The organism is Cryobacterium sp. AP27 (genome assembly GCF_056680495.1).
This window is the reverse complement of record NZ_CM155285.1, coordinates 2,739,961-2,765,026: the sequence shown is the minus strand read 5'-3', so window position 1 is coordinate 2,765,026 and position 25,066 is coordinate 2,739,961. Positions and strand designations below refer to the sequence as shown.

The window sequence follows — 25,066 nt, the reverse complement described above, 5'->3', positions numbered from 1 at the left end:
TGGCGCCATGACTACTCCAGCGGCACCGGAACGTGCGGCGACGCCGGGGGCCCGAAGAATCGCCCGGCGTTGGCCCCTGATCAGCGGCGCCCTCGCCCTCGCTCTCGCCGCCGGGCTCGGCTTCCTCGCCGTGGTTCGCTCGAGTGGTGTGCCCGAGATTGATGCCGAGTGGATGGAAGAGATCATCGAACACCGGGCGACGTTCTGGGACGTCCCCGCGCTGTTCATGAACGCTCTCGGCGGGGGTGTGATCGGTGTCATTGTGGTGCCCGTGCTCCTCGCGACCGTGCTGCTCATTCTCAAACGTCCGTGGGCGGCGGGGTATTTTCTTGCGGCCACGATCGTGAGCGCGGGGATCGTGCAACTGCTCAAGCAACTCTTCGGCCGCGCACGCCCGCTTGAGATCCTCGTGACCAGCGATTTCGGGTCGTTTCCGTCCGGTCACGTCGCCAACGCGGCCACCATGGCCATGGTGCTCGCGGTCCTGTTTCCGCGGGTCTGGGTCTGGGCCGCGGGGGTGGCCTACACGGTCATCATGCTGCTCAGCCGCACCTACCTCGGTGCGCACTGGCTCACCGACACGATCGGTGGCCTGTTGATCGGTCTGGGTGTGGCCGTGGTCGTGTGGGCCCCGCTGGCCGCGAAGCTCGACGGCGAACGACACCTGGCGGGGCGGCGTCCGGTTGCACAGTGATCGGTAGCGTCGCGTCGCCGCCGTAATCTGCTCGTCAGAGGCCCATCTGGGTAGTTTTCGTGGTCTACTTTTTGCATGACGGCAGACACGACGCCAGATCTCACCGCGGAGGCGTTTCGACAGGCGGATGCCGCGGCGCGGGCCGCCGGGGTCGTGGTGCGCGCCGCAGACCCTCCGGACATCACCGGCGTGCGCGGTCTCTTCGACCGCACCTGGGGTGCAGGGCGCGGGCCGGACCGGTCGATGCTGCTCGCCCTGGACTACGCGGGCAACACGATTCTCGTCGCTCTCGGCGACGGCAGGCCCGTGGGGGCCGCGCTCGGATTCCTCGGCTGGACCGGCGGGTTGCACCTGCATTCGCACATGGCGGCCGTCGTGCCGTGGCGCCGCAGCCACGGCGTCGGGTATGCGCTGAAACTCTTCCAACGCGCCGTCTGCCTCGAGCAGGGCGTCACCGAGATGCGGTGGACCTTCGACCCGCTCATCCGGCGCAACGCGCACTTCAACCTCGTGAAGCTCGGCGCCGAGGCGACGCTGTTTCTGCCTGATTTCTACGGCCGGCTCGACGATGCCATCACCGGGAGCGATCAGAGCGACCGGTTCGAGGTTCGCTGGCGCCTTGAATCCGCACGGGTGCAGCGGGCGCTGAACGGCCACCCGCCGCCCGCGTGGACCGGGACGGAACGACTCGCGCTCAACGTGGATTTCGAAGAACTGCGGGCGACGGACCCCGAAGCGGCCAGGCGCCTGCGCGCCGACTCGCGGCGCCTGTTCACGGGGGCCATGGCCCGTGGCCTGCGTCCCGAGGTCGACGGGGAGAACAACTACATACTGACCATGGACGCCGCGGAGCCCGTCAACGGGCCGTGACGTCGCTGGAATCGGTGGCGGGAAGCGTGCGCCCACTGGGCGGCAGAGTCATCCGACGCTCAAACCAGTAGAGCAGTTCCGGTCGCAGTCGGTTGAGATCGGCGAGCGTGACCGGCTCCGGCACGCGCACCACGGGCACCTCCAGGATGTCGGCCAAGAGCGCCATATCCGTGTCCGACCAGAACTGTCCGCGCATCCGCACGAGCAGCTTGCCGTCGGCGTCTGTCACGAAGAGCTGTTGGTTCGTGTCGAGGGAGCCGCTGGCATAAAGGTTGAGCAGCACGACCCGGCCGAGGGTTGCGTGCGGGAATGTCACGTAACGGCGAAGGAATCCGCGCTCGGAGATGCCGGTCGCGTCCACGCGAATCATGACTCGGCGGGCGGCGACCATGCTCAGCACGTACGCGAGGGTCACGACGACCTGCGCGATGAGCACGGGGAGCCAGGCTCCATTCGGAGCGTTCAACCAGTAGAGAACGGTGAATGCCGGCGCGCAGAAGGCGAGAAAAACCAGAAACGTCTCACGAACGATGCGCCTGTGGGGCCGCAGTACAATGTCCCGATTCACTTCGCCCCCATGACGTTCGTCCATCGACTTGGACGTGTACAACGAGTATGCCCCACAAATCCCTTCGTGCGCAGACCTTCGTTTAGGTGGCACCACATCAGGGGGCGTGATGGGATCCTGGGTGTGACAGCGACGACGAAGGGGCGATCCCCGGGGAGGGAATCGCCCATTCGTCACGCTCCGCTGTCGCGTGTGGCCGCGCGGCTAGCGCCCGAGGATTCCACCGAGGTCGATGCCGTCGAGCGCGTCGCCCACGGTGCTGTCAACGAGGTCGTTGACCTCGCCGTCGATGCTTCCGGTATCGACCCCGCCGAGGTCGGTCGAGGTGCCGTTTGCGGCAGGAGCGGTGACGGGCGCATCTACCGGAGCGGTGACGGGAGCGTCTACGGGTGCTGTGACGGGCGCATCAACGGCGGTGTCGTTGCCCGAGGCGACGGCGTTGCCGTTGCCCAGCTCGGTGCCGGAGGCCACGTCGGAGACGGACGGGTTGAGCGAGCCGTTTGCAATGCCGCCGTTGACGAGCCCGCCGTTGGCCACGCCGCCGTCGGCTACATCGTTGCCCAGAACCCCGTTGCCGGTCGCCCCGTTGAACAGGTCGTTGATGAGGTCGGTGTGCTGCTGCGTCGACGAGCTGTCCGACACGGTGCTCGTGGTGTTGGCGGCACGGTCGAGAGTGTCGGCCTGGGCCGGGGCGATGACCCCGCCGATGATGAGAGCGCCGGCGGCGGCTCCGGTTGCTCCGAATACGGCAATGCGCTTGGTGATCGTGTTCATGAGAACTCCTAAATTGTTGTTCTTTTGCTCGGCCCGCTTTCCGGGCCACACGTCCCGGGTAGTCATCCGGGGCACGGCAATGGTCCGGAGCCCTCCGCCCAGGGGTTTGGTCGGGTGCCGGCGCATCGTGCCCATTCGGTCGGCGGATGCCGTCCGGCGCGCGCTTCCGCGGCCCGCGATCGCTGCCACCACATGCATCCGCGGTGAACGGACGCCGAACCTGATAAACGGCTGGCAACCCCGCCGGATTCCCCTCCCCACCGCACCGACGTGGGCGCGGGGTGCCGCGTAGAGTGATCGAGTGCACTCACCGGCGACGCGTCACGACCGCAGGCAGGTCGGAAATCTCCCCCAGGGGAGGCGCCGGTTGCACCCCGCGCAGGTGGTCGCATCCGCCTTCGCCTTCACCATCCTGGTGGGCACAGCACTTCTGATGCTGCCCAATGCTCGCCTGGGCCCCGGCAGCGCGACGTTTCTGGAAGCGATCTTCACCGCGACCTCGGCCGTGTGCGTGACCGGGCTCACCGTGGTGGACACCAGCACGTACTGGACAACGTTCGGGCAAGTCGTGATTCTCGCGCTCATTCAGGTGGGCGGCCTCGGCATCATGACGTTCGCCTCCGTGGTCGGACTCGCCGTCGTGCGTAAGCTCTCCCTGCGCTCCCGCATCAACGCCGCCGCCGAGGTGAAGAGCGTGGGTCTCGAAGACGTCAAGGGGCTCGTGCGCGGCGTCGTCGCCATCTCCCTCGTCATCGAAACCATCGTGGCCGTGATGCTCACGCTGCGCTTCGCCACGGGGTACGGCGAGCCGTTCGGGCGTGCCGCCTGGCTGGGGGTTTTCCACGCGGTATCCAGCTTCAACAACGCCGGCTTCGCCCTGTTCAGCGACAGCATCATGTCGTACGCCACCGACCCGTGGATCGGCCTGCCCATCTGTGGAGCGGTCATCCTCGGCGGACTCGGCTTCCCCGTCATCGTGCAGCTGCGCCGGCACCTGCGCCACCCGCTTAAATGGACCATGAACACGCGCATCGTCGTGGTCGGAACCATCACCCTGCTCGTGCTCGGATCCGTCTACCTCACGGCCGTGGAGTGGAACAATCCGAACACGCTCGGCCCGATGGACTGGCCGGGCAAGATTCTCACCGGGTTCTTCCAATCGGTGCAGACACGCACCGCCGGCTTCAACAGTGTCGACATCGGCCAGATGGATTCCGCGAGCCTGCTCGGCATGGACGTGCTCATGCTCATCGGCGGCGGTCCGGCCGGCACCGCCGGCGGAATCAAGATCACGACCTTCGCCGTGCTGTTCTTCATCCTGTGGACGGAGGTGCGCGGCGAGGTGGCGGTGAATGTCTTCGGCAAGCGACTCTCGCGCGCGGTGCACCGGCAGGCGATCAGCATCGTGCTGCTGGCGGTCGCCGTGATCGTTGCCGCAACGGCCAGTCTCATGCTGATGACCGACATCACCATGGACGCGCTCATGTTCGAGGCCATCTCCGCCTTCGCCACCGTGGGAATGTCCACCGGCATCACCGCCGGCCTGCCGCCCGCCGGCCAGGTGATCCTCATCGTTCTGATGTTCATCGGCCGTCTCGGCCCCATCACCTTCGCATCGGCCCTCGCCCTGCGCGATCGCCGCTCCACCTATGAATACCCGAAGGAAAGGCCGATCATTGGCTAAATACTCCCTGTTCGGACGTCGTGACCGGTCGCGCATCGCCGACGCGGACTCTGTCGTCGTCATCGGCCTCGGCCGGTTCGGCAGCGCGCTCGCGCTCGAACTCATGCGTGGTGGCACCGAGGTTCTCGGCATCGACGGTGACGAAGACATTGTGCAGGCGCACAACAGTCTGCTCACGCACGTCGTTCGTGCCGACGCCACCCGGGAAGCGACCCTGCGCGAGCTGTCGGTTCCCGAGTTCAGCAGCGTGGTCGTGGCCATCGGCGGCGACATCCAGGCGAACATTCTCACCTCGTCTCTCCTGCTCAAACTGGGACTGGCCAACATCTGGGCCAAGGCGGTGAGTGATCCGCACGGTGAGATCCTGACTCAGCTCGGGGTGCACCACGTGATCTACCCGGAAAAGGACATGGGCAAACGTGTCGCCCACCTCGTGCGCGGCGCCATGCAGGACTACATCGAAATCGGCGAGAATTTCGCCCTGGTCAAGACCACCCCGCCGGCGCTGCTGATCGGGGTGCCGCTCGGCGAGGCCCGGATACGCGCCACCCACGGCGTCACGGTGACCGCCTTTCACCGGGAGGGCGTCGGCTGGAGCTACACGAAGCTCGACACGGTCATCATCGACGGCGACGTCATCCTGATCGCCGGTCAATCCGAACGGGTGGAGGCATTCAGTCGATTGCGGTGAGCCCCGTACGGGGGTCAAAGGTCACGATTTGGTCACGATGCCCAGGTGCCTGACCCGGGACCCGAATAGGGGTAGATGTTCGATTCGGGAAAGCGCGGCTGCCCGACCGGGCGGCCGGCGTCCCACTCGAATCGGGAGGCATTGTGCGAAGAAGAACTTTGCTCGTGGCGGCATTGGTGGTGGGGAGCCTGGCGGTTCCCATCTCTGCGACCGCGGCAATCGACGAGGTCAATACCAACAAGCTGCGGCACGCGGTAACCGTGAACGGCATCCTGCAGCACGAACGTGTCCTGCAACGCATTGCGAACCGGAACGATGGCACGCGCGCGGCGGGCACTCCGGGCTATGAGGCATCCGCGGCCTATGTGAAGGACCGCCTCGTCAAGGCCGGCTACAAGGTGACCGAGCAGCCCTTCGACTTCGAGTTCTACCAGGAGGTCACACCCGCGGCCCTGAGTCAGGTATCGCCCGCTCCGCAGGACTACGAGACGGAGACCTTCACCTACTCCGGCAGCGGCGATGTGGTCGGCGACCTTGTGGCCGCCGCCAACACGGTGATCCCGGCCACACCGGCCCCGAGCTCCGCCGCCGGCTGCGCGGCGACAGACTTCGTGCCGGCCTCGGCCACCGAACCCCAGATCGCGCTGATCCAGCGCGGCACCTGCGCCTTCGCCGACAAGGTGGCGAACGCGGTCGCGGCCGGGTACGACGCCGTGATCATCTTCAACGAGGGCAATCCGGGCCGCACCGACCTAATCGTGGGAACACTCGGCGCCCCGGCAACCGTGCCGGTCGTGGGACTCAGCTACGCCGACGGGGTGGCACTGTACGACGCCGCACAGGCCGGGCCGACGACCATGGCGGTGAGCACCGAGGTGATCGCCGAAACACGCACGACCAAGAACATCATCGCCGACACCCGCAAGGGGAACAAGGACAAGGTCATCGTGGTGGGCGCGCACCTGGACTCGGTGCTCGCGGGGGCCGGCATCAACGACAACGGTAGCGGCACCGCCACCATCCTGGAGACCGCCATCCAAATGTCGAAGCTCAACATTCGGCCCAGGCAACAGGTGCGGTTCGCCTTCTGGGGCGCCGAAGAACTGGGGCTGCTCGGGTCGGAGAACTACGTGGAGACGGCGAGCGACGCGGATCTGGCCAAGATCTACGCCAACCTCAACTTCGACATGCTCGCCTCGCCCAACTACGTGCGCTTCGTGTACGACGGTGACGGCTCGGCGGCCGAAGGAGCCCCGGCAGGCCCTCCCGGCTCGGCGCAGATCGAATCGATCTTCACGGACTACTTCGCCCGGCAGGGGCTCGCCACTGAGCCGACGGCATTCGACGGCCGGTCCGACTACGGACCGTTCATCGCCGCCGGCATTCCGGCCGGTGGGCTGTTCAGCGGTGCCGAGGGCGTGAAAACGCCCGAGGAAGCCGTGACGTACGGCGGAACCGCCGGTGCGGCCTACGACGCCTGCTACCACCAGGCGTGCGACTCGATCACGAACCTCAACACGAAGGCGATTGACGAGTTGGGCGACGCCGCCGTGCACGCGGTGATGACCCTGGCCCGCAGCTCGTCCGGCTTCTTCGAGGACGGCAGCCGCATGGCGGCCCGCGAGACCCAGTCCGTTCCCGACACCGCGTTCGACTACAAGGGCAGCTCGCTGGTGCGGTAGCCGGCAACAGGTCCAGGTCCGGCCCGGTCGCCGCGTTCGCGCAGCGGCCGGGCCGGATGACGGATGCCGCCGCGCGGGTTAGCATCGTGGAATGAGCTCCCGTCAGCAGCCAGCGAAAGCCCGGGTGAAGCCCGGCCCCGGGCAGGAATCCGTGTGGGATTATCCGCGTCCTCCCCGCGTTGAACGCCTCAGCGAACGGGTCACCATCGACCTCGATGGTCGGCGCATTCTCGACACGACCAATGCCGTGCGCGTGCTGGAGACGAGCCATCCGCCGGTGTACTACCTGCCGCGGGGTGACTTCGCCCCTGGCGTGCTGCGGCCCTCCGCCGGGCAGACGATGTGCGAGTTCAAGGGCGCCGCGAGCTATCTGAGCGTGGGACGCGTCGACCGGGCCGCGTGGTTCTACGCGGCGCCGACGGCCGGGTTCGAGGACCTCGAGGGCCGCATCGCTGTCTACCCGGGTTCGATGGATCGCTGCACGGTGAACGGTGAAACCGTCACCGCCCAGGAGGGCGACTTCTACGGCGGCTGGATCACCACCAGGATCGTCGGCCCGTTCAAGGGCGCCGACGGCACCTGGGGTTGGTAGCGCGACGGCCGTCGCGGCGGCGTACGCTCGAAGCATGAGCGACTTTCTTGTCGGCGCAGAGCTCGGCACCCGCGTGGTCGTTCGCACCCGCATCGACGGCGGCTACACGGATGCCCTCGGTTACCTGCGGTTCGTCGACGCGGCATCCTGCCGGGTCGAGACGAAACGCGGACTCGTGACGCTTGACCTTGCCGATGTCGTGGCCGCGAAAGAGGTTCCGCCGGCGCCGTCGCCGAGGGGCCGGCGACCCCTGGCCTGAGCCGCGCACGGCAGTCGGCACCCGTTGCTGTTTTGCCGCCGCGACGCCCAGCGGACAAGGCCTGTCCCGGGTACCATCGGGGCAACCAAGCGGCGCATGGGCGCGTTCGCGGAGGAGGCGTTCTGATGAGCACCAACACGGGCGAGAAGACGGCGAGCGGGGCCGAGCCGGCCGGTGCGGACGGTGCACGGAAGGCGCGGGCCGTTGCCGAGGCGGCCCGGGAAACGGAGTGGACCAGACCGAGTTTCGCGAAAGGCCTCTACCTCGGCGCCTTTGACGTATCGCTTATTCACTCGGTCCCCGAGCCGGCGCCCGCCGTCGCGGCGCGCGGCGACCGGTTTCTGGCCGAATTGACCGCCTACTGCGAAACCCTCGACGGCGGGCGGATTGAGCGTGAGGACCGAATCCCCGACGAGTACATCGCGGGATTCACCGAGCTCGGGGTGTTCGGTATCAAGATTCCCGAGGAATACGGGGGCCTCGGCCTTCCGCTGGTCTACTACGGCCGGGCGCTCATGCTGCTCGGGTCGGTGCACCCGAGCATCGACGCGCTCGTCTCGGCGCATCAGTCGATCGGCGTGCCAGAGCCCGTGCACATGTTCGGTACGCCCGAACAGAAGCGCGAATACCTGCCGCGCTGCGCCACCGGGGCGATCTCGGCGTTCCTGCTCACCGAACCCGACGTCGGATCCGATCCGGCCCGCATGCACTGCACCGCCACGCTGAGTGAGGACGGCACCGAGTACCTGCTCAACGGCGTGAAGCTGTGGACGACGAACGGTGTCATCGCCGAACTTCTCGTGGTGATGGCCGCCGTCCCGCCGCACGAGGGCGGGCGCGGCGGCATCAGCGCCTTCGTGCTGGAAGCGGATGCCCCGGGCATCACGGTGGAGAATCGCAACACCTTCATGGGGCTCAAGGGCATCGAAAACGGGGTGACGCGTTTCCACGACGTGCGGGTCCCGGTGGCGCAGCGCCTCGGCCGCGAGGGGCAGGGCCTCAAGATCGCCCTCACCACCCTGAACACGGGGCGGTTGTCCATCCCGGCGATCTGCGCCGGCGGCGGTAAACTCGCGCTCAAAATCGCCAGGGAATGGTCGGCGGAGCGGGTGCAGTGGGGGCAGCCGGTGGGCAGGCACGAGGCCGTGGCCACCAAGCTCGCCTTCGTGGCCGCGTCCACCTTCGCTCTCGAGGCCGTGTTCGAGCTCTCTGCCGCGCTCGCCGACGCCGGACTGAAAGACATCCGCATCGAAGCGGCCCTCGCCAAGCTGTGGTCGAGTGAGATGGGCTGCCGGATCGCCGACGAACTGGTGCAGATACGCGGGGGCCGTGGCTTCGAAACGGCGGATTCCCTCGCCGCGCGAGGCGAGCGCGCGGTCCCGGCCGAACAGCTTTTTCGGGACCTGCGCATCAATCGCATCTTCGAGGGTTCGTCGGAGATCATGCGGCTGCTGATCGCCCGGGAGGCGGTGGACGCCCATTTGACGGCCGCGGGCGATCTCGCCTCCGCCGACGCGAGCCTCGGCGCGAAGGCGCGGGCCGCAGGCAAGGCGAGCGGATTTTATGCGCGCTGGCTGCCGCAACTCGTGGTGGGCCGGGGAACCCTGCCGGGCTCCTACAGTGAGTTCGGCCGACTGGCCCGGCACCTGCGGTACGTGGAGCGGCAGTCGCGCGCCCTGGCCCGGCGCACGTTCTACGCGATGGGCCGATACCAGGCCGGGCTCGAGAAACGTCAGGCGATGCTCGGCCGGATCGTGGACATCGGCGCCGAATTGTTCGCCATGTCGGCCTGCTGCACCCGCGTCGCGACGATCTGGTCTGCCGCACCCGACGAGCGAGAGGCCGCCTACCGGCTCGCGGACGCGTTCTGTGAGCAGTCGCGGGTGCGCGTCGAGCAACTCTTTCGTGACCTCAGTCACAACTCGGATCGTTCCGACGTGGCCCTCGCCGGGCGAGTGCTCGAGGGGGACTTCGTGGGTCTGGAGAGCGGCGTCATCGACGCCTCGGAGGGCACCGGACCATGGATTGCGGCGACGCCACCCGGAGCATCGATGCACCCCAACATGCGCCGCCGCTATCGCTGAGTTCCCCGGCCGCAGTCGACACGGCCGGGCGGCGTCGAACCCTCGGGTAGGGACCGGCGCCGTCAGGACAGTCCGTGAACGCCCAAGGGGGTCGTGTGCGTAATGAACAGCAGGTCCACGCCGCCGCGGTGGGCGAGCGGCACCAGCTCGGAACCGTGCGCCGTGACGACTCGTCTGGCCTGCTTCAGGAACAGGTCCGCCATGATCCGCTTGACGACGAATTCCCGGCCCCGGTGCACGATGACCACCGTCTCGGTCGCCGGCGCGTGGCGGCGTTGCCGTGCCGGGTGGCGCTGCGTGCCGACAACAACGGGCGGAAGCGCGACCGGTGCCTCGGAAAGCGGATAGTGGGTGGCTCCCGGCCACCGATTCGACGCGGCGGCCCCTAAACCACTGGCGAAACGGGGCCGGGCGTCGGTGACCCGTGCCGGGGCACCCGAAGGAACAACGGTCGCCGTTCGCGTGCCAGGGTTACGCACTGGAGGCCTCGCCGCCTCCGCGGGAGCCCTGCGGCTCGCGGGCGGTTACGCGGGGGTCGCGCCCGCGCCGTTCCGGTGTGGCGGACACCGCAGCGGTGCGGACGGTCGCGGCGTCGGGCTCGCGGCGGCGCTCGGGAACGCTCACGATCATGCCGGTCTCGCCGAAGAATGCATTGCGCACGGTGACTCCTTACCTTGAATTTCTGGTCGAACCTGGGCCGTCCCTGGCTCACGGTCGGGCGCCTTCGCACGTCGTGCTGAGGTGATCCCGACGGCGTGCGAGCGGATGCTGATGCCTACTGAACTGGGGGTAGACGGCCTTACCCCTTCAATGTCTCTCCCCAGGATTTTTTTTTCTAGCGGTTGACTTCACAGGGAAAGGCGAATCCGTGCGCGAACCACCGCCCACCGCCCACCGCCCACCGCCCACCGTCCACCGTCCACCGCCCACCCTCCGGCTCGCCTGGTCGCTACTTCAGGAGAAGCGCCGCGCCGCGGCATCCGTGTCGTGACAGGGCAACGGATGCCCCGGGCTCGCATCGCGGATCTCCTGAACCAGGCACCGTCGAGCGGGCCGCCGCGAACCGGGCACGGGGCTGCCGGGGCAGGTTGGTACTCTGGGACGGTGAAAAAACAGCCCCAACGCGAGGTCGACGTGCACGCCGTTGTCATCACCGTCTCCGATCGCTGCGCACGCGGTGACCGGCCCGACCGCTCCGGCCCGACGGCCGTTGCCGCCCTCGGCGACAATGGCATTCCGTGCGGCCCCGCCCGCGTGGTGCCCGACGGCGTCGCGAGCGTCACCGGTGCGATTGCGGCGGCGCTCGCCGACGGTGCCCGCCTCGTGATCACGAGCGGCGGCACCGGCGTGAGCGCCCGCGATCTCACCCCCGAAGGCACCCGGCCGTTACTCCGCACGGCGCTGCCCGGCATCGCCGAGCAATTGCGCGCGCAGAGCGCCGCCACCATTCCCACCGCGGTGCTGTCTCGCGGCCTGTCAGGCGTGGCCGATTCGGCCGGCAACGCCGGCGCGCTCATCGTCAACCTTCCCGGATCGACCGGCGGGGTGCGCGACGGCGTCGCCCTCGTCGCCCCGCTCGTGCGTCACATTCTCGACCAACTGGACGGCGGCGATCACTGATGACCGGCACCCAACCAACGCCGCACCAGGCGGCCGCTGACGGCTTCGCCCGGGTGACGGATGCCCCGCTCGACGTGAGCGAGCACGTTGCCGCGGTTGCCACAAACGCCTGCGGCGCCGTGGTGACGTTCATCGGTCAGGTACGCGATCATGACCCCGACGCCGTCAATCGCGTGATTGGGCTGGAGTACAGCGCGCACCCCGACGCGGGGCGCATCATCGGCGAGATCGCCGAGCGAATGCGCGCGAAGCATCCGCTGGTGAATCTGGCGGTCAGCCACCGGATCGGCCGCCTCGACGTGGGTGACCTGGCGCTCGTCGCCGCCGCGGCCAGCGCCCACCGGGCCGTGGCGTTCGCGGCCTGTGAGGATCTTGTGGAGACGGTGAAGGCCGAAGTTCCCATCTGGAAGAAGCAGCACGAAATCGATGGCGCCACCTCGTGGGTGGGCCTGGTCTAGGGCCCTGTCCCGGGTCGGCGACGGGCGCCGGGGCGGTGCTACGGTGTCGCCGACAGGACGCGACCACCCGCGGACTGTGTCGAGGAGTTCTTCGTGGGAATCAACATCGGCACGTCGGGCTGGTGTTACGACCACTGGAACGGTGTGCTCTATCCGGAGGGACTCGTCGCCCGGGACCGGCTGTCGGCCTACGCGTCCCGGTTTCGCACCGTCGAACTCAACGCGAGCTTCTATCGCTGGCCCCGTCCGTCAACGTTCGCCGGGTGGCGCCGACGCCTGCCCGACGGCTTTCTGCTCACCGTCAAGGCGCCGCGTGGCCTGACTCATGGCAAGATTCGCGCCCGAGGCGTGGATCGAGCGCATCGCCGCCGGCTGGCACGAGCTGGGCGACAAGCGCGCGATTCTGTTGGTGCAGCTTCACCCCGCTTGGGGCGCGCTGCCGGTGTGGATCCCCGTCGCCGTGGAACTTCGGCACGAGAGCTGGCACGACGAGGCCGTGTTCGACAATCTGCAACGCCATGGCGCCGCCTATTGCGTCATGAGCGGCGCGGGCCTGCCCTGCGTGTTGCGCGTGACCGCCCCGTTCGTCTACGTGCGGCTGCACGGACCCGATCACGAGTATCTGTACGGCGGATCGTATTCGGATGCGGACCTGCTCTGGTGGGCGGATCGCATCCGGGAATGGGACCGCGGTGGCACGGACGTGTTCGTCTACTTCAACAACGACAGTGGCGGCAACGCCGTGCGGAACGCCCTGACCCTGCGCCGCGGCCGTGATCAGCGCCCCCCGCCAAGCACGCCGAGGTCGAGGGCGCCGCACGTGGACACGCGCGCCCACGTGCATTCCCGACCGCCGAACTCTGCCCCGGCCGGGTTGGCTCCGCCGGGGTTCGGCCGAGTATCTCCGCGGACAGCTCAGTCACGGGATGCCCGGCCCGGCTCCGTCCCGCCCGGCTCTGCCCAGACCGGGGAGGCCGACCGGGCCAGCCCGAGGTGGGAGTGCAGGGTGCTCCGGGGTACTCGCGGCGGAAGACGCCGCGTCGTTGCAGCACCGGAAGGACGTGCTCGACGAAATCGTCGATGCCGCCGGGCAGCGTCGGCGGCATCAGCTTGAAACCGTAGGCCCCGCGGTTGTCGACGGACGCGGAGCGGGAGGCCGGGCGGATGCGGTCGGTGGTGGGGGCCGCGGATGTCCCTACTTCAGGAGATCGGCGGCCCGCGCGGCAGGCTGTCGCGTGAATCCGGGGGTGGTTGGTGCGGCGCCGGGCGGATCTCCTGAACTAGGAACAGGGGCCGGGCGGATGCGTGTCGGCGTTGGCGGAGTCGCGGCGCCGGCGGCGCGGCGGCGCGGCGCGCGGGACGGGTGTCAGCCGCCGGCGAAGGGGGGCAAAACGTCGACGGAGTCGGTCTCCGCGAGCGGCGCTGCGTCATCCGTCGCCCGGACGCCGTTGACGAGAAGGGAACAGAGGCCGAGCACCCGGGCGAAGTCGGGGCCGTACCGCTCCACGAGCCGAGCCCGCAGCCCCCCGATCGTGGCGGCGGCTACGGTGGCGCCTTCGGTGGCGGCGGCCTCCGCGGCTCCGGCGAAGAATCGTATGGTCGCCATCAGAGCCGGTCCGGTGTCCACGACAAGGCGAGCTCGGTCGCCGAGGCACACGCCTCCGCGATGTCCTCGCGACTGCCGCCGCTGCGCGCGGCCGCGAGTCCCACCAGGAACGTGCTGAGCGGGGCGGCCGGGCGGGCCACATTGTGCGCCACGTCACGGGCCACGTCGAGCAACGAGGCGGTGGGCACATCGGCCGGGTCGAGCCCGAGCTTCTCGGCGAGGGCCACGAGCCAGTCGTCGAGGGCCTCCGGGGCCAGTGGGGCGGGTGTCGTCATTCTGCGGTCCTCCGTGCGGTGTCGGTCGCGCTGCTCAACCGCGCGGCGCTGTCCGACACATCCTGCCACGTGTCGACATCGATTGCCGCCCCGGTTTCATCGAGGATGCCCCGGAGCGCGAGCGAACCCACGAGCTCGCGCATGCTGCCCCCTCGCGTGCGGGCGCCGAGGCGTTGCACGGCCGACCGCAGCGCGTCGTACCGATACGCCGCGGTGAGCCACTGGGCCCGGCCGTCAGCGTCGATGAGATGTAGGCCCTGCACGTCGGATGGGAGCGTCGGGTCGGCGAGGGCGGCGATGAGTGTGCGCGCGGCATCCGCTGCCCATGGCAGGTCGCAGGCAAGAACGAGGAGCCAGGCAGGCGGATCGGTGGGGTCGAGGGCGTCGAGGCCGGCCGCGATGCCAGCAACGGGGCCGCCGAAGGGAGGATCCTCGAGCGCCCAGATCGCGGGAGTGTCGCCCGCCGCCGACTCCGCAACTGCGGGCCCCACGACGACCACGTGTCGCACGAAGGCGCGCGCGTCGAGCACCCGGGACAGCAGAGTTCGGCCGCCGACCTCGACGGCTGGCTTCACCGCGCCGCCGAGTCGGCTGCCCCGTCCGCCCGCGAGTACGATCAGGTCAACGGTGGGCGCGGCGTTCACGAGCGGGTCCCGGGTGGGCGCCGGAGCGTGGCCGAGACCGCGTCACCCCAGGCAATGGGGTGATTCCGGATGCCCGCCGGGCCCCGGCTTGCCTGCCCCGTGCGGCCCGACCGGCCCGCCGGGACTGCCTGCCCCGCTGGGACCGTGAGGCCCGCTGGGACCGTGCGGCCCGCCTGGACTGCGTGCCCCGCTGGGACCGCATAGCCCGCCTGGCCCGCCCGACGAGGTCGTGCGGCGCGGTACGGCGGCGGGAGCGCGGGCATCCGCTACTCGCCTGCGCGGTGCCAGTCGCCCGACTTGCCGCCGGTTTTGGCGAGCAGGCGCACGTTCTCGATGGTGACGGATTTGTCGAGGCCCTTGACCATGTCGACCACGGCAAGGCCGGCGACGGATACCGCGGTGAGGGCCTCCATTTCGACGCCCGTGCGGTCGGCGGTGCGCACGGTGGCCGTGATGCTCACGCCGGTGTCGCCCACAACCAGGTCGACGACGGCGCCGTGCACCCCGATCACATGCGCGAGCGGCAGCAGGTCGGCGGTCTTCTTGGCGCCCTGAATTCCGGCGATGCGGGCGACGGCGAGCACGTCCCCCTTGGGCGTCGTGCCGTCGCGGAGCGCGGCGATCACCTTCGCGCCACAGCGCACGAAACCGGCGGCCGTGGCACTGCGCACGGTGGGTGTCTTGTCGGTGACGTCGACCATGCGGGCCTGGCCCGTGGCATCCAGGTGGGTGAACGGCTGGGAGGCCGCGGACGGCGTCGTGTCGGCGGCAGGGTTCATGATGTCAGCATGACAGTCACGAGGTCACCGCCGCTAATCTCCGTCGTCTCTTCGGGCACGATCGCCAGTCCGGTGGCCTGACCGAGCCCGGCCACGAGGTGTGAACCGGATCCGCCGGCCGCGGCCGGGCGCACGCGGGCGCGTTCGCCGTCGCGGTCGATGATCACGGGCATGTACTGCGCGCGTCCGGGAGGCGAGCGCCAGCCCTGGTCGACGGTTGCGGTGATGGTGGGACGCTGCACATCGGTGTGCCCGAGCATCCGGCGCAGGGCCGGGCGCACGAAGACTTCGAACGACACGTAGGCGCTCACCGGGTTGCCGGGCAGCGCGAAGATGACCGGGCCGGGACGCCCCGGGCTCGCGGGCGATGCCACCTCATCGTCGTTCGATTCGTCGTCGTGGTTGAGTGCACCGTCATCGCCGTAGACGTCGACGCCGTTGGCCTCGCCGTAGCCGGTGCCGGGGTTGGGGTTGGCGGGCGTCGGCCAGCGGCCGAAGCCCTGCGGCTTGCCCGGCTGCATCTTCACCGGTCCGAAGCGCATGGTGTCCAGCGGGGCCAGGACGGCCTTCACCACGTCGTAGGCGCCCACGCTCACGCCGCCGGACAGCACGATCGCATCTACTGTTTCGGCCAGTGAGGTCAGGAGTTCGCGCAGCGTGCGCTCGTCGTCGGGAACTGCGCCGACGCGAATAGGGATGCCGCCGGCCTCGGCGACGGCCGTGGCCAGCAGAAAGGAGTTCGAGTCGGGAATCTGCCCACGACGGGTGGCATCGCCTGGCGTGACGAGTTCACTTCCGGTGGAGATCACGGCGACGCGCGGCGCCGGGTATGCAAGCACGACAGACGTTCCGGCGCTCGCCGCCGCGGCGATCCGGGTGGGCCAGAGTGCCGCGCCCGCGCGCAGCACGGTGTCGCCGGCATGCGCGTCTTCGCCGGCGCGTCGAATGTGCGCGTGTTCCTGCGGGGCCACGGTGATGGTGACTCTCTCGGTCCCCTGGTCGGTGCCTTCGATCGGAACAATCGCATCCGCCCCATCGGGCACCGGCGCACCGGTCATGATGCGCGCGCACTGTCCGGCTTCGATGAATGGATTCTCAGCGGTTCCGGCGGCGAGGTCGGCGATCACGGGCAGCGTGATCGGGTTCGTGACGCTCGCCTGCACCACGTCGGCACGACGCACCGCGTAGCCGTCCATCGCCGAATTGTCGAAGGGAGGCGTTGCCGTGGCGCTCAGGATGTCTTCGGCGAGCACCAGGCCACGCACCTCGTCGAGCGACACCCGGGTCGGCGGCATCGGGTGGCATTCGGCGAGCACGACGGCCAGGTGTTCGGCCACGCTGCGAGCGGATGCGGCCGGCGCGCACGCATCCGCCGCCGCGTCGCGCTCATGCTCGGGCGTGCCGGACGGGGGGCCGGGATTGCCCTGAAGGAGCGGGGAATCAGTCACGAGCTACTGCGCGTTCGCCGGCGCGACGGCGGCAGGCCCGGCCGCGGTCACGCCGGTTCCGGGGGCCTGGCCCGCGGCGACGGCTGTGTTCCAGCCCACGATCCCCCCGGTGAGCACGCTCACATCCGTGAACCCGGCAGCGAGCAGCGCGATCGCGGCGCGGTTGGCGCGCGTTCCGGCATGGCAGTGCACCACGAGGGGCAGATCGCGGGGGAGTGAGTCCTGGCCCTCCGCGGTCAGCAGGCGGTCGAGCGGCAGCAGTCGAGCATCCGGAATGGCCGATTCGGCATGTTCGCTGGGCTCGCGCACATCGACGACGACGAAGTTGTCGAGGCCGGCAGAACGGGCGGCGAGCCGGGCCACCAGCTCCAGCGTCGAGATCTCCGGTGCACCGCTTGCCTCGGGGCCACTGGCTTCCCCGGGAAGGGGAGCGGCGGCAATCCCGGTGCCCACGAGTGGAACCTCGCTGAAGCGCCCGGAGAGAGCATCGATCACGAGCACCCGTCCGATCAGGGGGGAGCCGATGCCGGTGATGAGTTTGATCGTCTCGGTCGCCATGAGCGAGCCGACCTGGCCGCACAGCGCGCCGAGCACCCCGGCGTCGGCGCAGTTGGGCACCTCGCCCTCGGCGGGCGGGCGGGGGAACAGGTCGCGCAGGTGCACGCCGGTGACGCCGCTGCCGGCGGGCGGGGTGGCCCAGAATACGGTGAGCTGGGCGTCGAAACGCAGAACGGATGCCCACACGAGGGGGAGCCCGAGCGCCGCGCAGGTGTCGTTCACCAGAAACCGTGTCGGAAAGTTGTCGGTGCCGTCGATGATCACGTCGTAGCCGCCGAGGATGGCGGCGGCGTTCGCGGCGACGAGTCGTTCGCTGTGCTGGATCACGGTGGTGTCCGGGGCGATGCGGGCGATCGCCTCGGCGGCGCTGGCCACCTTGGGCCGGCCGACATCCGTGACGCCGTGCACGATCTGGCGCTGCAGGTTGCTCGGTTCCACGTCGTCGTCGTCGACGATTCCGATTGTGCCGACGCCGGCCGCGGCCAGATACAACAGGGCGGGGGAGCCGAGCCCGCCCGCGCCGAGCACGAGAACGCGGGCGTTGGCCAGTCGGCGCTGTCCGAGCTCATTGAGCTGGGGGAGGCGGCGCTGCCGCGCGGTGCGAACGGTTTCGGCGGCACTGAGCGGCCGGTCGACGGGCTCGACGAGAGGGGGAATAGCCATGTTCTTAAGGCTAGGCGTTCCCGGCGGCGCGTGCGACCGTCCCGTCCCGTGGTCTCGCGCTGGTGCTGTCCCTACTTCAGGAGAACCGTCGCCGGGCGGCATCCGCTGCCCCGAAGCAGTGCGGTGGACAGGCCGGTCGCGAGCGAATCTCCTGAACTAGCAACACGAGCCCGGGAGACGGGCGGCGACAAACCTGGTGAAAGGCGCATCTGCGGTGATAATCTTCTCTTCATGACGCATTATCGGATCAGCGAGGCGGCCGAGCTGCTCGGAGTGAGCGACGACACCGTGCGGCGCTGGGTTGACACCGGGCGACTGGATGCCGCAGCCGACTCCGCCGGGCGCCTCGCCATCGACGGCGCCCAGCTCGCCGCCTTCGCGGCAGAGCAGGCGAGTACGCCGGCCGATCCGTCCACCGTCGGCCGCAGCGCCCGCAACCGCTTCGTCGGCATCGTCACCGCCATCACGATGGACACCGTCATGGCACAGGTCGAACTGCAGTGCGGTCCGCATCGCGTGGTTTCGCTCATGTCGAGCGAGGCCGTGCGCGAGCTCGGGCTCGAGGTCGGCTCGCTCAGCGTCGCCGTGATCAAGGCCACCAACGTGATCGTCGAAACGCCGGGTCGCCTATGACCACGCCGCGCGCGGTGCCGGTCATTGTCGCCGCGGCACTGCTCCTCGCTCTCGCCGCCTGCACGCCAACGGCGGCGAATTCGGGCCGGCAGATCACCGTCTTTGCGGCCGCCTCCCTCACCGCGCCGTTCACGCAGATCGCGGCCGCCTACGAGTCGGAACATCCCGGCACCACCATCGCCCTGAACTTCGCCGGGTCGGCCGACCTCGTCACGCAAATCACCGAGGGCGCTCCCGCCGACGTCTTCGCCTCGGCCGACACAGCTAATATGGCCAAGCTCATTGCTACCGACCTCGCCGACCGCCCCGTCGACTTCGCCAGCAACACGCTCAGCATTGCCGTTCCGCCGGGGAACCCGGCCGGCATCTCGTCGTTCGCCGACCTCGCCCGGCCCGGGGTGAAAACGGTCGTCTGCGCCCCACGAGTACCGTGCGGCGCGGCCACCGCCACCCTCGAGGCGAACACCGGCGTCACCCTCACACCGGTCAGCGAGGAATCATCCGTCACCGACGTACTCGGCAAGGTGAGTTCGGGCGAAGCGGATGCCGGCCTCGTCTACGTCACCGACGTGCGGTCGGCGGGCGCGAGCGTGCAGGGTGTTCCGTTCCCCGAGTCGACCGGAGCGGTGAACACCTATCCGATCGCCCCGCTGGCCGCTTCGACCAACCCGGCCGTGGCCGCCTCGTTCACGCAGTATGTCATCGGGCCGGCCGCACGCGAGATCCTGAAGGCGGCCGGTTTTGGCGCCCCCTGACGACGCGGGCGGCGTTCCCGCACCCGAAGCCGGCGGCCGCATCCCGGCGGCGCACACGACCGCAACGTCGAGTGCCTCCACAACCTCGGGTCATTCTCGAGTGCGCTCGCGCCGGAGACCGCGACCGGCCCGCGTCGACGCCGTTCCGCGCTGGGTCCTCGGGATCGCCGCGGTCGGTGCGCTGTTCGTGCTGCTTCCCCTGGTGGCCATGGTCAGCCGGGTCAACTGGGGGAGCTTCCTTCAGCTCGTGACGAGCGAATCATCCGTTGCCGCACTGCTGCTCAGCCTGCGTACGTCGAGTGTTGCGACGCTGCTGTGCATTCTCCTCGGGGTGCCGATGGCGCTCGTGCTCGCCCGCACCCGGTTTGCCGGGCTGCGGTTGCTGCGCCCGCTCGTGCTGCTTCCGCTCGTGCTGCCCCCGGTCGTGGGCGGAATCGCGCTGCTCTACACGTTCGGACGCCGCGGCCTGCTCGGTGAGACCTTCGAACTGCTGGGCATCCAGATCGCATTTTCGACCACCGCCGTGGTGCTTGCGCAGACATTCGTGGCGTTGCCGTACCTCGTGCTGAGTCTCGAAGGCGGGCTGCGCGCGGTCGGCACCCGGTATGAGGCCGTCGCGGCGACGCTCGGCGCGGCGCCCACCACCGTGTTGCGCCGGGTGACCCTGCCGCTCGTGCTGCCGGCGCTGGTGTCCGGCGCGGTGCTCTCCTTCGCCCGCGCGCTGGGCGAATTCGGTGCCACGCTCACCTTCGCCGGAAGCCTGCAGGGCGTCACGCGCACGTTGCCGCTGGAGATCTACCTGCAGCGGGAGATCGACCCGGATGCGGCGGTCGCCCTCTCGCTCGTGCTCGTTGTCGTGGCCGTGCTTGTCGTGGGCTTCGCACACCGCGGAGCCAACCCCGCCACCGGCTTTCTGCGTCGGGCCGCCTGATGCTGAGTATCGACGCCGCAATGCCGGAGCGGGGCCTCGACGTGTCGCTGCGGGTCGCCCGGGGCGAAACCGTCGCCATTCTCGGCCCGAACGGCGCCGGGAAATCCACCCTTCTCGGTATTCTCGCCGGCCTCGTGCGCCCCGCGACCGGGCGCGCCGAACTCGCCGGGCGCATCCTCTTCGACGTTGGCTGTGCCCGTGTCGGTGCCGATGATCGTGCCGGTGTCGCGCGTGCCGCGCACCCGAGCGCCACCGACCCGGGCGCTGGCGGCCCGCACGTGGGAGCTGTAGGTCGTGGCGACCCGACTGCGGACCCGCGTGCGGCAGGTCTACGGGCTGCGAAGCTCCCGAAGCGGATGCCGAGCCGACGCGAGCGCTGGCTGCCCGCTCACGCGCGTGGTGTGGCCCTGCTCGCGCAGGAGCCGTTGCTGTTCCCGCACCTGAGCGCCGCGTCGAACGTGGCCTTCGGCCCGCGCAGCTCCGGGGTCGGCCGGAACGAGGCACACGCCCGCGCGCTGCACTGGTTGCACGAGGTCGACGCCACGGAACTCGCCGACCGCCGACCCACCGAGCTGTCCGGGGGACAGGCGCAACGCGTGGCCGTGGCTCGTGCCCTCGCCGCGGAACCGCAACTTCTGCTCCTCGACGAGCCGCTCTCCGCACTGGATGTGGCGGCAGCCCCGCTCCTGCGACGGATGCTCCGCCGGGTGCTCGTCGACCAGACGGTTCTGCTCGTGACGCACGACGTGCTTGACGCCCTCACCCTCGCCGACCGCGTGGTGGTGATGCACGACGGTCGCATCATTGAAGAGGGACCCACCCGCGATGTCCTGGAACGCCCGCGCACGCGATTCACGGCCGACCTCGCCGCCCTCAACCTCATCACCGGCACGAGCACGGAGGCCGGCGTGGTGACGGATGCCGACGCATCCGTCACCACGCCGCGCACCGCCGCTGCCCCCGCCGCCGACATCCCGGTCGTTGCCGGGCCCGACACCCCCGCCGAAATTCGGTTCGGCAGCGGCCTGGACGTCCCCTCCGAACGCGAGCCCGACATTGCCGCCGATACCCCCTCCGAACGCGAGCCCGAAATCCCGATCGGCACGCGGGTCGGGGTGGCCGTTCGGCCCGCGAATGTGCTGGTCTCGCTCAGCGCACCGCACAGCGCGCGGCTCACCGTGTTTGCCGCGATCGTGCGCGACCTCGAACCTCGCGGGGACGTCGTGCGCGTGCGCTCCGACAGGCTCTTCGCCGATCTCACTCCCCGGGCGATCGCCGATCTCGATCTTGAGCCGGGCATCCGTGCCTATTTCTCTTTCGACTCTGCCGACGCCGTCGTCTACCCGCTCTGACCCGCTTGCACGCGCGCAAAACCGGAATTTCTGAGACACACCGGGCTGCGGCGCCATCCAGCACGGCGTGTCGCGAACGCACCGGTTTTAGAAGGGGCCGAAAGCTGGTACCACTTGGCGGAGAATGGGGGATTCGAGCCCCGCGTGTGGGGTGTGCGCTTTCACCCAACACGCTTGCGTTACTTGGCGGAGAATGGGGGATTCGAACCCCCGAGGGCTTTCACCCAACACGCTTTCCAAGCGTGCGCCATAGGCCACTAGGCGAATTCTCCTGGCCGGCCGTTCCCAAGAGAACGGCACCAGAGAATCCTATCTGTTTCTGAGCGGGTCTGCTGCCGCTTCGCATCCGGAGGCCCTCAGGAGGCGTGAATCCGCTCATGTTTTTGCTGCGGCCCGATGTCGCCTAAGCTAGTGCACGGCTCCTCGCGTGGCGCCATCCAGGCCAATTCCCCCAGGACGGAAACGTAGCAAGGGTAACCGGGCTCTGGCGGGTGCGCGAGGGGTCCTTTCTTTTTCCACCGCGTGTATGGCCGCCGGGGCGATAGCACGTGACGTGCGGCCCACCCGGTTCGGGACCTGTGGCCCTTGAGCGCTCGCGTGGGCATCCCTAAGCTGGGCCGGTGCGGCCGCCGCGCCGTGGGATGCGAAGGACCGATGCCTGATTCGTTGAGTACGACAGCCGCCCCAGTGACCGCCTGGCCCGCGCGCCCGCCGGCCCCGCTCACCGCGGAGGCCCTCGCGAGCATCGACGCCTGGTGGCGGGCGGCGAACTACCTCTCCATCGGGCAGATTTACCTGCTCGGCAATGCCCTGCTGCGCGAGCCCCTCACCCGCGACCACATCAAGCCGCGGCTGCTGGGGCACTGGGGAACCACGCCGGGACTCAACTTTCTCTACGCGCACCTGAACCGGGCGATCCGGCAGCGCTCGCAGAGCACGCTCTATGTGACCGGCCCCGGGCACGGCGGGCCCGGCATGGTTGCGAACGCCTGGCTCGACGGAACCTACTCCGAGATCTACACCCACATCGAGCAGACCGAGGTGGGCGTGCAGAAGCTGTTCCGCCAGTTCTCTTTCCCCGGCGGAATCCCCAGCCACGCCTCGCCGGACACCCCCGGCTCCATCCACGAGGGCGGCGAGCTCGGGTACGCGCTCAGCCACGCCTACGGCGCCGCGTTCGACAACCCCGACCTGCTCGTGGCGGCCGTCGTGGGCGACGGCGAGGCCGAAACCGGCCCGCTCGCCACGAGCTGGCACTCGAACAAGTTCATCGACCCCGTGCAGGACGGCGTCGTGCTGCCCATCCTGCACCTGAACGGCTACAAGATCGCGAACCCCACGGTGCTCGCGCGCATCCCCGAAGAGGAGCTGCTGAGCCTCATGCGCGGCTACGGGCACACGCCGCACATCGTGTCGGGCGGCTTCGACGGCGAAGACCCGCTGCTCGTGCACGCCCGCATGGCCGAGACCCTCGACGTGGTGCTCAACGAGATCGCCGAGATCAAGCGCGCCGCCGCCGCGGCCCGGGATGCCGGCGAAGACTTCGCCCGGCCGAGCTGGCCGATGATCATCCTGCGCACACCGAAGGGCTGGACCTGCCCCGCCGAGATCGACGGCCTGCCGGTCGAAGGCACCTGGCGCGCACATCAGGTTCCGCTCGGCAACGCCCGCGACACCGAGGCGCACACCCAACTGCTCGAAAAGTGGATGCACTCCTACCGTCCCGAGGAACTCTTCGACGAGTCCGGTGCCCCGGTGTCCCTCATCACCGACCTCGCTCCGGACGGGAACCTGCGCATGAGCGCGAACCCGGTGTCGAACGGCGGGCTGCTGCGCCGGGAACTGCAACTTCCCGACTTCCGCGACTTCGCGGTGGACGTGCCCTCGCCGGGCGCGACGGTGGGCGAGGCCACGCGGGTGCTCGGCGGCTACCTGGCCGAGGTCATCCGTTTGAATCCCGACAACTTTCGGATCTTCGGGCCCGACGAGACGGCATCGAACCGGCTGGCGCCCGCCGTGTACGAGGCGACCGACAAGCAGTGGAATGCGCAGATGCGCCCGAATGACATGAACCTCGCCCGGGCGGGCCGGGTGATGGAGATGCTCAGCGAGCACCAGTGCCAGGGCTGGCTTGAGGGCTACCTGCTCACCGGGCGGCACGGGCTGTTCAATTGCTACGAGGCGTTCATCCACATCGTGGATTCCATGTTCAATCAGCACGCCAAGTGGCTCAAGGTCACCGCCGACATTCCGTGGCGTGCGCCGATTGCGAGCCTGAACTACCTGTTGAGCTCGCACGTGTGGCGGCAGGACCACAACGGGTTCAGCCACCAGGATCCCGGCTTCATCGACCACGTCGTGAATAAGAGCGCCGACGTGGTGCGGGTCTATCTGCCGTTCGACGCGAACACGCTGCTGAGCACCTACGATCACTGCCTGCGCAGCGTGGACTACGTGAACGTGGTCGTGGCCGGCAAGCAGCCCGCGCCGAACCTGCTCACCATGGAGGAGGCGGTGGCGCACTGCACGCGCGGCCTCGGCATCTTCGACTGGGCCGGCACCGAGACGCCCGGGGTGTCGCCCGACGTGGTGCTCGTCGCCGCCGGCGACGTGCCCACCCTCGAGGTGCTCGGTGCCGCCGCCATTTTGCGCGAGCACCTGCCGTCGCTGGCCGTGCGCGTGGTCAACGTGGTCGACCTGATGCGGCTGCAGTCGGCAGACGATCACCCGCACGGGCTCACCGACCGTGAGTTCGACGCGATCTTCACGCCCGACAAGCCGATCGTGTTCGCGTACCACGGCTACCCCTGGCTCATTCATCGGCTCACCTACAAGCGCACCGGGCACGACAACCTGCATGCCCGCGGATACAAGGAGATCGGCACCACCACGACGCCGTTCGACATGGTGATGCTCAACGACCTCGACCGGTACCACCTCGTGATGGATGTCATCGACCGCGTTCCCGGGCTCGGCGCCCGTGCCGGCCTGCTGCGCCAGCAGATGCAGGATGCCCGGCTGCACGCCCGGCAGTACACCCGCGACCACGGCGAAGACGCCCCGGAGATCCTGGACTGGGCCTGGGGCGAAGCGAGCGGCACCCCGGAGTCGAGGTCGGCGCGGGCCGCCGAGTCGACCGGTGGGGACAACACGTAGCGTCCTCGGGGAGCTGCACCCGATGTTGCTTCCCCACCGGCGGCGGGACCAGTGCAGCCGGCCCGCGGCATGCGGTCGCGGGCGGATGCTGCGGCCCCGCGCAGGCTCCCCGAACGGCGGTATGACCCGGGCGGTCAGGTCGGGAGTGCCATACTAGACAGGTCGATCGCGTAGTTCCGTTCGGCAATCCGCGCCCGTCCGGGTCGCCGAGATTCGCCGCTGGAAATGCCCGCCGACACGATCAACGGTGTGTGTTCCGCTGCAGGGGCGCCGCTGGAATTGTTTTGCGA

Annotated in this window: 25 protein-coding genes, 1 tRNA gene, 1 other RNA gene and 1 pseudogene; 17 read left to right on the top strand and 11 right to left on the bottom strand. The window is 69.2% G+C overall.

What is annotated here, in order from left to right; all coding sequences use genetic code 11:
• Positions 1–7: 7 nt before the first annotated feature.
• Positions 8–694, top strand: a complete 687-nt coding sequence (locus AC1MB9_RS13030; RefSeq protein ID WP_479962369.1) for a phosphatase PAP2 family protein — start codon at positions 8–10, stop codon at positions 692–694.
• 75 nt (positions 695–769) lie between these two features.
• On the top strand, positions 770–1,564 hold the full coding sequence (locus AC1MB9_RS13025; RefSeq protein ID WP_479962368.1) for a hypothetical protein: 795 nt from the start codon (positions 770–772) through the stop codon (positions 1,562–1,564).
• Here AC1MB9_RS13025 and AC1MB9_RS13020 read toward each other — a convergent pair.
• Both AC1MB9_RS13020 and AC1MB9_RS13015 read right to left on the bottom strand, forming a co-directional pair.
• The gene (locus tag AC1MB9_RS13020) at positions 1,551–2,132 is read right to left on the bottom strand and encodes a hypothetical protein (protein ID WP_479962367.1); all 582 of its coding nucleotides are present in this window, start codon (positions 2,130–2,132) and stop codon (positions 1,551–1,553) included. The genes AC1MB9_RS13025 and AC1MB9_RS13020 overlap by 14 nt on opposite strands.
• A 204-nt stretch (positions 2,133–2,336) precedes the next feature.
• Complete coding sequence (locus AC1MB9_RS13015; RefSeq protein WP_479962366.1) at positions 2,337–2,906, bottom strand: hypothetical protein; 570 nt, start codon at positions 2,904–2,906, stop codon at positions 2,337–2,339.
• A gap of 367 nt (positions 2,907–3,273) precedes the next feature.
• Here AC1MB9_RS13015 and AC1MB9_RS13010 point away from each other — a divergent pair, with 367 nt between their 5' ends.
• From AC1MB9_RS13010 to AC1MB9_RS12985, 6 genes are all read left to right on the top strand, one after another.
• Positions 3,274–4,590, top strand: a complete 1,317-nt coding sequence (locus AC1MB9_RS13010; RefSeq protein WP_479962365.1) for a TrkH family potassium uptake protein — start codon at positions 3,274–3,276, stop codon at positions 4,588–4,590.
• A complete protein-coding gene (locus AC1MB9_RS13005) occupies positions 4,583–5,281 on the top strand; it encodes a potassium channel family protein (protein WP_479962364.1) in 699 nt (232 codons plus the stop codon). Before AC1MB9_RS13010 ends, AC1MB9_RS13005 begins: the two co-directional genes overlap by 8 nt.
• A gap of 164 nt (positions 5,282–5,445) precedes the next feature.
• Positions 5,446–6,963, top strand: coding sequence for a M20/M25/M40 family metallo-hydrolase (locus AC1MB9_RS13000; protein ID WP_479962363.1), 1,518 nt, complete (start codon positions 5,446–5,448; stop codon positions 6,961–6,963).
• A 91-nt stretch (positions 6,964–7,054) separates the two neighbouring features.
• Positions 7,055–7,555, top strand: a complete 501-nt coding sequence (locus AC1MB9_RS12995) for a DUF427 domain-containing protein (protein WP_479962362.1) — start codon at positions 7,055–7,057, stop codon at positions 7,553–7,555.
• Between the two features lie 34 nt (positions 7,556–7,589).
• Positions 7,590–7,814, top strand: coding sequence for a putative acetyltransferase (locus AC1MB9_RS12990; RefSeq protein WP_479962361.1), 225 nt, complete (start codon positions 7,590–7,592; stop codon positions 7,812–7,814).
• Positions 7,815–7,939: 125 nt separating this feature from the next.
• Positions 7,940–9,898, top strand: coding sequence for an acyl-CoA dehydrogenase family protein (locus AC1MB9_RS12985; protein ID WP_479962360.1), 1,959 nt, complete (start codon positions 7,940–7,942; stop codon positions 9,896–9,898).
• Between the two features lie 62 nt (positions 9,899–9,960).
• Here the strand turns inward: AC1MB9_RS12985 and AC1MB9_RS12980 are convergent, their stop codons facing one another.
• Complete coding sequence (locus tag AC1MB9_RS12980) at positions 9,961–10,377, bottom strand: hypothetical protein (protein WP_479962359.1); 417 nt, start codon at positions 10,375–10,377, stop codon at positions 9,961–9,963.
• Positions 10,370–10,558, bottom strand: coding sequence for a hypothetical protein (locus AC1MB9_RS12975; protein ID WP_479962358.1), 189 nt, complete (start codon positions 10,556–10,558; stop codon positions 10,370–10,372). The genes AC1MB9_RS12980 and AC1MB9_RS12975 overlap by 8 nt, the downstream gene beginning before the upstream one ends.
• 444 nt (positions 10,559–11,002) lie before the next feature.
• Between AC1MB9_RS12975 and AC1MB9_RS12970 the strand changes: the two genes are divergently transcribed.
• The 3 genes and pseudogenes from AC1MB9_RS12970 (at position 11,003) to AC1MB9_RS12960 (ending at position 13,090) form a co-directional block, all read left to right on the top strand.
• A complete protein-coding gene (locus AC1MB9_RS12970; RefSeq protein WP_479962357.1) occupies positions 11,003–11,518 on the top strand; it encodes a MogA/MoaB family molybdenum cofactor biosynthesis protein in 516 nt (171 codons plus the stop codon).
• Positions 11,518–11,976: a molybdenum cofactor biosynthesis protein MoaE gene (locus AC1MB9_RS12965; RefSeq protein WP_479962356.1), complete on the top strand. Its 459-nt coding sequence runs from the start codon at positions 11,518–11,520 to the stop codon at positions 11,974–11,976. The genes AC1MB9_RS12970 and AC1MB9_RS12965 overlap by 1 nt, the downstream gene beginning before the upstream one ends.
• 93 nt (positions 11,977–12,069) lie before the next feature.
• Positions 12,070–13,090, top strand: a pseudogene (locus tag AC1MB9_RS12960) (DUF72 domain-containing protein).
• 252 nt (positions 13,091–13,342) lie between these two features.
• Here the strand turns inward: AC1MB9_RS12960 and AC1MB9_RS12955 are convergent.
• The 6 genes from AC1MB9_RS12955 to AC1MB9_RS12930 form a co-directional block, all read right to left on the bottom strand.
• A complete protein-coding gene (locus AC1MB9_RS12955) occupies positions 13,343–13,582 on the bottom strand; it encodes a MoaD/ThiS family protein (protein ID WP_479962355.1) in 240 nt (79 codons plus the stop codon).
• Entirely contained in the window at positions 13,582–13,857 is a 276-nt protein-coding gene (locus tag AC1MB9_RS12950; RefSeq protein WP_479962354.1) for a DUF6457 domain-containing protein, read from the bottom strand. The genes AC1MB9_RS12955 and AC1MB9_RS12950 overlap by 1 nt, the downstream gene beginning before the upstream one ends.
• A complete protein-coding gene (gene mobA / locus AC1MB9_RS12945) occupies positions 13,854–14,501 on the bottom strand; it encodes a molybdenum cofactor guanylyltransferase (RefSeq protein WP_479962353.1) in 648 nt (215 codons plus the stop codon). The genes AC1MB9_RS12950 and mobA overlap by 4 nt, the downstream gene beginning before the upstream one ends.
• A 266-nt stretch (positions 14,502–14,767) precedes the next feature.
• Positions 14,768–15,280, bottom strand: coding sequence for a cyclic pyranopterin monophosphate synthase MoaC (gene moaC, locus AC1MB9_RS12940; RefSeq protein ID WP_479962352.1), 513 nt, complete (start codon positions 15,278–15,280; stop codon positions 14,768–14,770).
• A complete protein-coding gene (locus AC1MB9_RS12935; RefSeq protein ID WP_479962351.1) occupies positions 15,277–16,728 on the bottom strand; it encodes a molybdopterin molybdotransferase MoeA in 1,452 nt (483 codons plus the stop codon). The genes moaC and AC1MB9_RS12935 overlap by 4 nt, the downstream gene beginning before the upstream one ends.
• A gap of 3 nt (positions 16,729–16,731) precedes the next feature.
• Positions 16,732–17,949: a ThiF family adenylyltransferase gene (locus AC1MB9_RS12930; RefSeq protein ID WP_479962350.1), complete on the bottom strand. Its 1,218-nt coding sequence runs from the start codon at positions 17,947–17,949 to the stop codon at positions 16,732–16,734.
• Between the two features lie 231 nt (positions 17,950–18,180).
• Here AC1MB9_RS12930 and AC1MB9_RS12925 point away from each other — a divergent pair, with 231 nt between their 5' ends.
• The 4 genes from AC1MB9_RS12925 to AC1MB9_RS12910 all read left to right on the top strand — a co-directional run bounded on the left by AC1MB9_RS12925 (position 18,181) and on the right by AC1MB9_RS12910 (position 21,620).
• Positions 18,181–18,582 (top strand): TOBE domain-containing protein, encoded by a 402-nt coding sequence (locus tag AC1MB9_RS12925; protein WP_479962349.1) that lies wholly within the window; start codon positions 18,181–18,183, stop codon positions 18,580–18,582.
• On the top strand, positions 18,579–19,337 hold the full coding sequence (gene modA / locus AC1MB9_RS12920; RefSeq protein WP_479962348.1) for a molybdate ABC transporter substrate-binding protein: 759 nt from the start codon (positions 18,579–18,581) through the stop codon (positions 19,335–19,337). Before AC1MB9_RS12925 ends, modA begins: the two co-directional genes overlap by 4 nt.
• 100 nt (positions 19,338–19,437) lie before the next feature.
• On the top strand, positions 19,438–20,268 hold the full coding sequence (locus AC1MB9_RS12915; protein WP_479964645.1) for an ABC transporter permease: 831 nt from the start codon (positions 19,438–19,440) through the stop codon (positions 20,266–20,268).
• Positions 20,265–21,620 (top strand): sulfate/molybdate ABC transporter ATP-binding protein, encoded by a 1,356-nt coding sequence (locus AC1MB9_RS12910; protein ID WP_479964644.1) that lies wholly within the window; start codon positions 20,265–20,267, stop codon positions 21,618–21,620. Before AC1MB9_RS12915 ends, AC1MB9_RS12910 begins: the two co-directional genes overlap by 4 nt.
• A 184-nt stretch (positions 21,621–21,804) precedes the next feature.
• Here AC1MB9_RS12910 and AC1MB9_RS12905 read toward each other — a convergent pair.
• A tRNA-Ser gene (locus AC1MB9_RS12905) sits at positions 21,805–21,892 on the bottom strand.
• 142 nt (positions 21,893–22,034) lie between these two features.
• Here AC1MB9_RS12905 and ffs point away from each other — a divergent pair.
• Positions 22,035–22,131: signal recognition particle sRNA small type (gene ffs, locus AC1MB9_RS12900), an RNA gene on the top strand.
• Between the two features lie 143 nt (positions 22,132–22,274).
• Entirely contained in the window at positions 22,275–24,776 is a 2,502-nt protein-coding gene (locus AC1MB9_RS12895) for a phosphoketolase family protein (RefSeq protein WP_479962347.1), read from the top strand.
• Positions 24,777–25,066: the final 290 nt, after the last annotated feature.

Excerpts from the sequence above, each read along its gene's own strand:
- AC1MB9_RS13030 (WP_479962369.1), top strand. The coding sequence starts at position 8 with ATGACTACTCCAGCGGCACCGGAACGTGCGGCGACGCCGGGGGCCCGA.
- AC1MB9_RS13025 (WP_479962368.1), top strand. The coding sequence starts at position 770 with ATGACGGCAGACACGACGCCAGATCTCACCGCGGAGGCGTTTCGACAG.
- AC1MB9_RS13015 (WP_479962366.1), bottom strand. The coding sequence starts at position 2,906 with ATGAACACGATCACCAAGCGCATTGCCGTATTCGGAGCAACCGGAGCC.
- AC1MB9_RS12995 (WP_479962362.1), top strand. The coding sequence starts at position 7,055 with ATGAGCTCCCGTCAGCAGCCAGCGAAAGCCCGGGTGAAGCCCGGCCCC.
- AC1MB9_RS12990 (WP_479962361.1), top strand. The coding sequence starts at position 7,590 with ATGAGCGACTTTCTTGTCGGCGCAGAGCTCGGCACCCGCGTGGTCGTT.
- AC1MB9_RS12985 (WP_479962360.1), top strand. The coding sequence starts at position 7,940 with ATGAGCACCAACACGGGCGAGAAGACGGCGAGCGGGGCCGAGCCGGCC.
- AC1MB9_RS12965 (WP_479962356.1), top strand. The coding sequence starts at position 11,518 with ATGACCGGCACCCAACCAACGCCGCACCAGGCGGCCGCTGACGGCTTC.
- AC1MB9_RS12955 (WP_479962355.1), bottom strand. The coding sequence starts at position 13,582 with ATGGCGACCATACGATTCTTCGCCGGAGCCGCGGAGGCCGCCGCCACC.
- AC1MB9_RS12950 (WP_479962354.1), bottom strand. The coding sequence starts at position 13,857 with ATGACGACACCCGCCCCACTGGCCCCGGAGGCCCTCGACGACTGGCTC.
- moaC (WP_479962352.1), bottom strand. The coding sequence starts at position 15,280 with ATGAACCCTGCCGCCGACACGACGCCGTCCGCGGCCTCCCAGCCGTTC.
- AC1MB9_RS12930 (WP_479962350.1), bottom strand. The coding sequence starts at position 17,949 with ATGGCTATTCCCCCTCTCGTCGAGCCCGTCGACCGGCCGCTCAGTGCC.
- AC1MB9_RS12925 (WP_479962349.1), top strand. The coding sequence starts at position 18,181 with ATGACGCATTATCGGATCAGCGAGGCGGCCGAGCTGCTCGGAGTGAGC.
- modA (WP_479962348.1), top strand. The coding sequence starts at position 18,579 with ATGACCACGCCGCGCGCGGTGCCGGTCATTGTCGCCGCGGCACTGCTC.
- AC1MB9_RS12895 (WP_479962347.1), top strand. The coding sequence starts at position 22,275 with ATGCCTGATTCGTTGAGTACGACAGCCGCCCCAGTGACCGCCTGGCCC.